Origin of the sequence: Flavobacterium sp., from assembly GCF_046317795.1 — a bacterium.
GTDB lineage: Bacteria > Bacteroidota > Bacteroidia > Flavobacteriales > Flavobacteriaceae > Flavobacterium.
The window spans coordinates 1-5,788 of record NZ_JBKCVI010000138.1 but is presented as its reverse complement, the minus strand read 5'-3'; the positions used below and the strand labels follow the sequence as shown (position 1 = coordinate 5,788).

Below are 5,788 nucleotides of genomic sequence, written 5' to 3'. Positions count from 1 at the left end.
GTAGTTCGCGAATTGGGGAAATACATTCAAGGCAGCGGAGGCGGACAACCTTTCTTTGCAACAGCTGGTGGAAAAAATGTGGCTGGAATTAAAGAAGCTTTGGAGAAAGCTGTTACTTTTGTGAAATAAATATGTTCAAATGAAAAAAGTTATTATATTGGTTTTGTAGTATTATCTGCAGCTTGTACTAATAATGATAACAATGGATTAGCTATTAATTCGCAAAACCTTCTAGGAAAATGGTATATTAAAGGAGGAACTTATGACAATGGTCCTTTTGAAAATTACAATCATGACTGTGCTACAAATAAAGATTTTCAAGAATTTTTCGATAATGGAGAGTTAACTTTCAACGGGTTTAATAGTGCATGTGAACTAACAGAAGTTGAACCGTCATTATGGGTATTGAATGGGAATATATTAACTGTATCCAACACCAATTTTGATCCTATTATATATGAATACGTTTATACTATTGAAAAATTAACATCGGAAGAACTAATTGTGAAACAAACAGTAATAGAACCAGAAGGAACATTTGTTGTAAAAACTACTTTTACAAGAGACTAAACTAGGAAGCTTAATCCAGAAGTAAAATAGTAAGTCTTAATTTTGGATGCTATTTTGTATTTTTGAAATAGTTTTTAAAATATAAAATGAACTTCACGACTAAAATTCCTATTTCAAAGTCAAATAATCCGATAGATTATAATTCCAATATAATGTCTTTGGGTTCTTGTTTTGCCGAAAATACAGTTAGAAATTCCAATATTTTAAATTCCAAATAACAACCAATCCATTTGGAATAATTTTTAATCCGGTCTCTATTGAAAACCTCATTTCAAGAGTAGACAATAATAAAAAGTATACAGAAAACGATATTTTCTTCCACTACGATTTTTGGCGTTGTTTTGAAGTATCATTATTGAACCTAAATAGTAACTTTTTTTCTTATATTTGATTAGAATTTTTACTTTTAAAATTTGAAAATATAAATCGTTAACCCGCAAACTCTATTACATTGACAAGAGCCGAATTTATAGAAAAAAATGCTTCTCTTTTTTGGTACATTAAAAAAGAAGCTATTCCAAATATAGACAATGAAGTGTTGGTTGAATTTATTTTTAACTATGGTACTTGGGAAGATGTAAAAGAGCTTATTTCAATTATTGGTTTTCAAGAATTGAAACGTGTTTATGAACTAGTTACAGATAGAAAAGTAGGAAATTATATTCCGGAAATGTTAGATTTAATGGGCAGAATTGCTTACAAATATGCATCTTGAAATTTTAAATAAAGCACAAAATCAATTACTTTCAACCTTAGTTCAATTCAAAAGAGAATATTATTTGGTTGGTGAAACGGCTATTGCCTTACATATTGGGCATAGAGAATCCATTGATTTTGATTTATTTAAAGAAAAAGATATTCGCAAAAAAGATATTTTCTCTAAACTTAAAACGATAGATTATAAAGTTTCTTTTGCCGATTATAATCAGTTAAATATGTCCGCAAATGGGGTAAAAATAACTTTCTTTTCATTTCCGTATAAAGTTCCAATTAGTTCTGAATTAAAAGGAATTATCAAAATGCCAGATTTACTAACACTTGCAGCAATGAAAGCATTTGCATTAGGAAGAAGAGCCAAGTGGAAGGATTATGTTGACCTTTATTTTATTCTTAAATTTCATTTTGCGTTTAAAGAAGTTTTAACAAAAGCAAAAGAGATTTTTGGAGACGAATTTATAGAAAAGCAATTTATTGCTCAGATTGGCTATTTCAAGGGAATAAATTATGACGAGGAAATTTCCTATTTAATTCCAAATCCACCAACAGAGAAAGAAATACAAGATTTTTTACTAAATGTTAGTATTGAAGGTTTATGATTTTATCTATTGAATTTTAAAAAAGCCAAGTGAATTTTACCACCAAAGTCCCAATATCCCGTTACAAAAACCCAATTGAGTATCACTCTAAGATACTGGCTTTAGGTTCTTGTTTTGCCGAGAATATTGGCGATAAATTCCAATATTTTAAATTCCAAATAACAACCAATCCATTTGGAATTATTTTTAATCCCGTTGCTATTGAAAACTTAGTTTCAAGAGTAGTCAATAGTAAAAAGTATACAGAATACGATATTTTTTTCCACAACAATTTATGGCATTGTTACGAAGTGCATTCGGAGTTAAGCCATCCGGATAAAGAAACATTTTTAACAAATCTAAATCTGAAAATCCAACAATCCCACAATCTAATAATCCAATCCACACATAGTATCATTACGTACGGAACCTCTTGGGTATACAGAAATAAACAATCTGGAAAAATTGTAGCCAATTGTCATAAAGTACCGCAAAATCAATTTGAAAAAGAAATTCTATCACCACAAGTTATTGAGCAATCGATAAAGAATACTATTGATTTAATTCAGAAAGTCAACCCGAATTGTCATTTCATTTTTACTATTTCGCCCGTGCGTCACATCAAAGACGGTTTTGTTCAAAACCAGCGCAGCAAAGCGCATCTGATTTCAGGGTTGCACAACTCGAAACTCGAAACTCGCAACTCGAATTACTTCCCTTCCTACGAAATCATGATGGACGAATTGCGCGATTATCGTTTTTACACTGATGACCTATTACATCCAAGTCAAATGGCTATCGATTATATTTGGGAACGTTTTTCTGAAAACTATATTTCCACAGCTTGTTTTCCCATAATGCAGGAAATTGAAACCATTCAAAAAGGATTAGCTCATCGACCCTTTAATCCCGATTCGGCAAGTCATCAGGAGTTTAGTAAAAATTTAATAAAAAAAATGAATACTTTAGCATCTAAATTTCCACAAATTCAATTTTAAAATGTCACAACAAACTAAAACGAAAGTTGGCTTTTTTGGAGCCGTTATAGAGTTTAGAAAATGGGTTGTATTGCTCTTGATTGCTTTGGTGCTTTTTTTTGGGTATAACTTTTTTAAATCACGCAATCACGAATCTACTATTGAATACAATACCAATTTAATAGAAAAGCAAATAAAAAATGTTGGAAAATTAGTGGTTACCGAAGGACATTTTGCTGAGGTTTTGACTTATAAAGACCAACAAAAATATTTGATGGATTTCATTTCATTTGAGAAAAAAGCACTTATTATTATCAATGCCGATGTTACGGTTGCCTTTGATTTAAGTAAAATAAAATATGATATTGACGAAAAAAACAAAACAATTACTATTCTAAATATTCCCAAAGAAGAAATAAAAATTAGCCCAACAATAAAGTTTTACGATATTGAGCAAAGTACTTTAAACCAATTTGATGGAGATGATTACAACAAAATTGACAAAACAGTTAGAGAAAATTTAGCAAAAAAAAATTGAAAAATCATCTTTGAAGTTTAATGCTCAAAATCGTTTGATTAGTGAGCTTTCAAAAATATTAATTCTAACCAACACCATGGGATGGAAGTTAGAATATAAAGATTCACTAATTGAAAACGATTCCGATTTGAAAACGAATTTAAAAATGTAATGCTATAACAATCATTTAATTATTTTTCTTTTACCAGCTAAAGCTTACTTTCTAAACTCTGCCAACCACCACCATTTATCACTTCGATGCCATTCTCTTTAAGAATAGAAGCGGCTTGTGCACTTCTCATACCTGAGCGACAGCAAACAATTACTGGTTTTTCTAGTTTTTTTATTTCAGAAATTTTTGCAGCAATGGTATCCAAAGGTATATTTTTTGACCCCTTGATATGACCACCTTGAAATTCTCCACGAGATCTAACATCAATAATCACAGCTCCTTTGTTTGTAAATTCTTTTATGTTTTTTGATTTACTGACCAAACCTAACATGCTCAATATTCCCATAATTTTTTAAATTATTTAATTTTCTCTATTCTGTGTTCGTTATAATATGTTTTCATTGCAAAACTAAAACATTCTAAAACACATTTATGTAACAAAAGTTACCCAACTAAAAATATTCTATATATTTGAATTAATGAAACCTATCGACCGAAAAACCGAAATCATAAACGTGGCAGCCAAGCTTTTCAAAGAGAAAGGTTACAGCGCCGTAACCATGCGCGATATTGCTCAAGCCATGGATATAAAGGCGGCTAGTTTGTACAATCACATCAAATCCAAACAGGAAATCTTGGTTTTAATCATTATAGTAATTGCCGAAGAATTTACAAACACCATGAACCAAGTCGTCAATTCTAGCGAAACCACCATCAAAAAAATAGAAAAAATCATTCAATTACATCTCAATATTACCTTGCGCGATGCCAATGCATTGGCGTGTTTGAACAACGATTGGATGCATTTGGCAGATGCCGAATTGACTTATTTTATCAAAATGCGTGAAGACTATGAAGAGAACTTCCGAACTATTGTCCAAAAAGGAATTGCCGATGGTGAAATCAAAAATCTAAACCTGGAAGTAATTATTTTCTCCACTCTTTCCACGCTACGAACCCTATATCTTTGGTACGGAAAGAAAAAAAGCCCCGAACCAGCTGTCCTGAAATCCAATATGATTCAGGTTTTGTTAAACGGAATTGTAATGGATTAATCCCTTGATAATCATCAAGTATAAAATTTTCAAACGTTGTAGTAACTTTTAAATAAATATTCCTTAATTTTGCATAGTAAACTAACAATTGTTAGTTTATCGTAAATCAGATTTATGGCAAAATTCCACAGTATTAAAGTCGCAGATATTTATAAAACAACCAAAGATTGTTCGGTGATTACCTTAGATATACCAACCGATTTGCAGCAAGAATTCCAATTCATACAAGGACAACATGTAACGGTGCGAGCAAATATAGGTGGCAAAGAAGAAAGACGATCCTATTCGTTATGCTCTAGCCCTATAGAAAAAAAATGGCAGGTTGCTGTAAAAAAAATCAACGAAGGTGTTTTTTCTACTTTCGTAAATGACACATTAAAAAAAGGCGATTCACTCGATGTAATTTCACCACACGGTACTTTCCACACAGCTCTCAATTCCGTACAAGCCAAAAACTATATCGCTTTTGCCGCCGGAAGCGGAATAACGCCAATACTTTCCATCATCAAAACACATTTGGCCACTGAACCAAAAAGCACTTTTAAACTGTTTTATCTCAACCGAACCGTAAAATCAATTATCTTTAAAGAGGAAATTGAGCAACTCAAAAATAAATATTTCGGACGTTTTGAAATCTTTCATTTTTTAACCAAAGAACACCGAAGCATTGCCCTTTTGAACGGAAGATTTACCAAAGAAAAGCTCCAAATCTTAACCGATAAAATTATCGATATTCCATCTACAGACGACTGTTTCATCTGCGGACCGGAAGAAATGATATTCTTGTTGCGAGACGAATTAATCGCCGCCGGATTGCCAGCAGCAAAAATACATTTCGAGCTGTTCAACACCGGAATATCAGAAGAAGACAAACAAAGAATAAGCAAAATAGTAGAGAAAAAAGTCGATGGCACAGAAGTTACCATCATCGACGGCGGAAAGGAATTCCACTTTGTTATGGATGAAGCTTTCGACACTATTCTCGACAGCGCCATAGCTGCCGGAGCCGATTTGCCATTTGCCTGCAAAGGGGGAGTTTGTGGCACCTGCCGATGTAAAATCGTAGAAGGCACCGCCGAAATGAAAGTGAATTATGCACTCGATGCTAGCGAAGTGGCAAAAAAATACACCCTAAGCTGCCAAGCCGTACCCACGTCAAAAAAGATTGTAGTCGATTTTGGTGCTTAATTAGGATTTATGCC

Annotated in this window: 8 protein-coding genes and 1 pseudogene; 8 read left to right on the top strand and 1 reads right to left on the bottom strand. The window is 32.5% G+C overall.

The window, feature by feature from the left end; all coding sequences use genetic code 11:
* The first annotated feature begins 129 nt into the window (after nucleotides 1–129).
* From ACK5ON_RS08270 to ACK5ON_RS08245, 6 genes and pseudogenes are all read left to right on the top strand, one after another.
* Nucleotides 130–570 carry a lipocalin family protein gene (locus ACK5ON_RS08270; protein WP_409821577.1) on the top strand — a complete coding sequence of 147 codons (441 nt, stop codon included), beginning with the start codon at nucleotides 130–132 and terminating at the stop codon, nucleotides 568–570.
* Between the two features lie 214 nt (nucleotides 571–784).
* A complete protein-coding gene (locus ACK5ON_RS08265) occupies nucleotides 785–961 on the top strand; it encodes a GSCFA domain-containing protein (RefSeq protein WP_396174829.1) in 177 nt (58 codons plus the stop codon).
* A 60-nt stretch (nucleotides 962–1,021) separates the two neighbouring features.
* Nucleotides 1,022–1,285, top strand: coding sequence for a hypothetical protein (locus tag ACK5ON_RS08260; RefSeq protein ID WP_396174807.1), 264 nt, complete (start codon nucleotides 1,022–1,024; stop codon nucleotides 1,283–1,285).
* On the top strand, nucleotides 1,275–1,886 hold the full coding sequence (locus ACK5ON_RS08255; protein ID WP_409821575.1) for a nucleotidyl transferase AbiEii/AbiGii toxin family protein: 612 nt from the start codon (nucleotides 1,275–1,277) through the stop codon (nucleotides 1,884–1,886). The genes ACK5ON_RS08260 and ACK5ON_RS08255 overlap by 11 nt, the downstream gene beginning before the upstream one ends.
* A gap of 29 nt (nucleotides 1,887–1,915) precedes the next feature.
* A complete protein-coding gene (locus ACK5ON_RS08250) occupies nucleotides 1,916–2,863 on the top strand; it encodes a GSCFA domain-containing protein (protein ID WP_409821573.1) in 948 nt (315 codons plus the stop codon).
* Nucleotide 2,864: 1 nt separating this feature from the next.
* Nucleotides 2,865–3,531: pseudogene (locus ACK5ON_RS08245) on the top strand (DUF4230 domain-containing protein).
* A 37-nt stretch (nucleotides 3,532–3,568) separates the two neighbouring features.
* Here the strand turns inward: ACK5ON_RS08245 and ACK5ON_RS08240 are convergent.
* Nucleotides 3,569–3,877 carry a rhodanese-like domain-containing protein gene (locus ACK5ON_RS08240; protein WP_396155282.1) on the bottom strand — a complete coding sequence of 103 codons (309 nt, stop codon included), beginning with the start codon at nucleotides 3,875–3,877 and terminating at the stop codon, nucleotides 3,569–3,571.
* 133 nt (nucleotides 3,878–4,010) lie between these two features.
* On the opposite strand from ACK5ON_RS08240, the gene ACK5ON_RS08235 reads away from it, so the two are divergent.
* Both ACK5ON_RS08235 and ACK5ON_RS08230 read left to right on the top strand, forming a co-directional pair.
* A complete protein-coding gene (locus tag ACK5ON_RS08235; protein WP_409821571.1) occupies nucleotides 4,011–4,586 on the top strand; it encodes a TetR/AcrR family transcriptional regulator in 576 nt (191 codons plus the stop codon).
* A 114-nt stretch (nucleotides 4,587–4,700) separates the two neighbouring features.
* Nucleotides 4,701–5,774 (top strand): 2Fe-2S iron-sulfur cluster-binding protein, encoded by a 1,074-nt coding sequence (locus tag ACK5ON_RS08230; RefSeq protein ID WP_409821569.1) that lies wholly within the window; start codon nucleotides 4,701–4,703, stop codon nucleotides 5,772–5,774.
* Nucleotides 5,775–5,788: the final 14 nt, after the last annotated feature.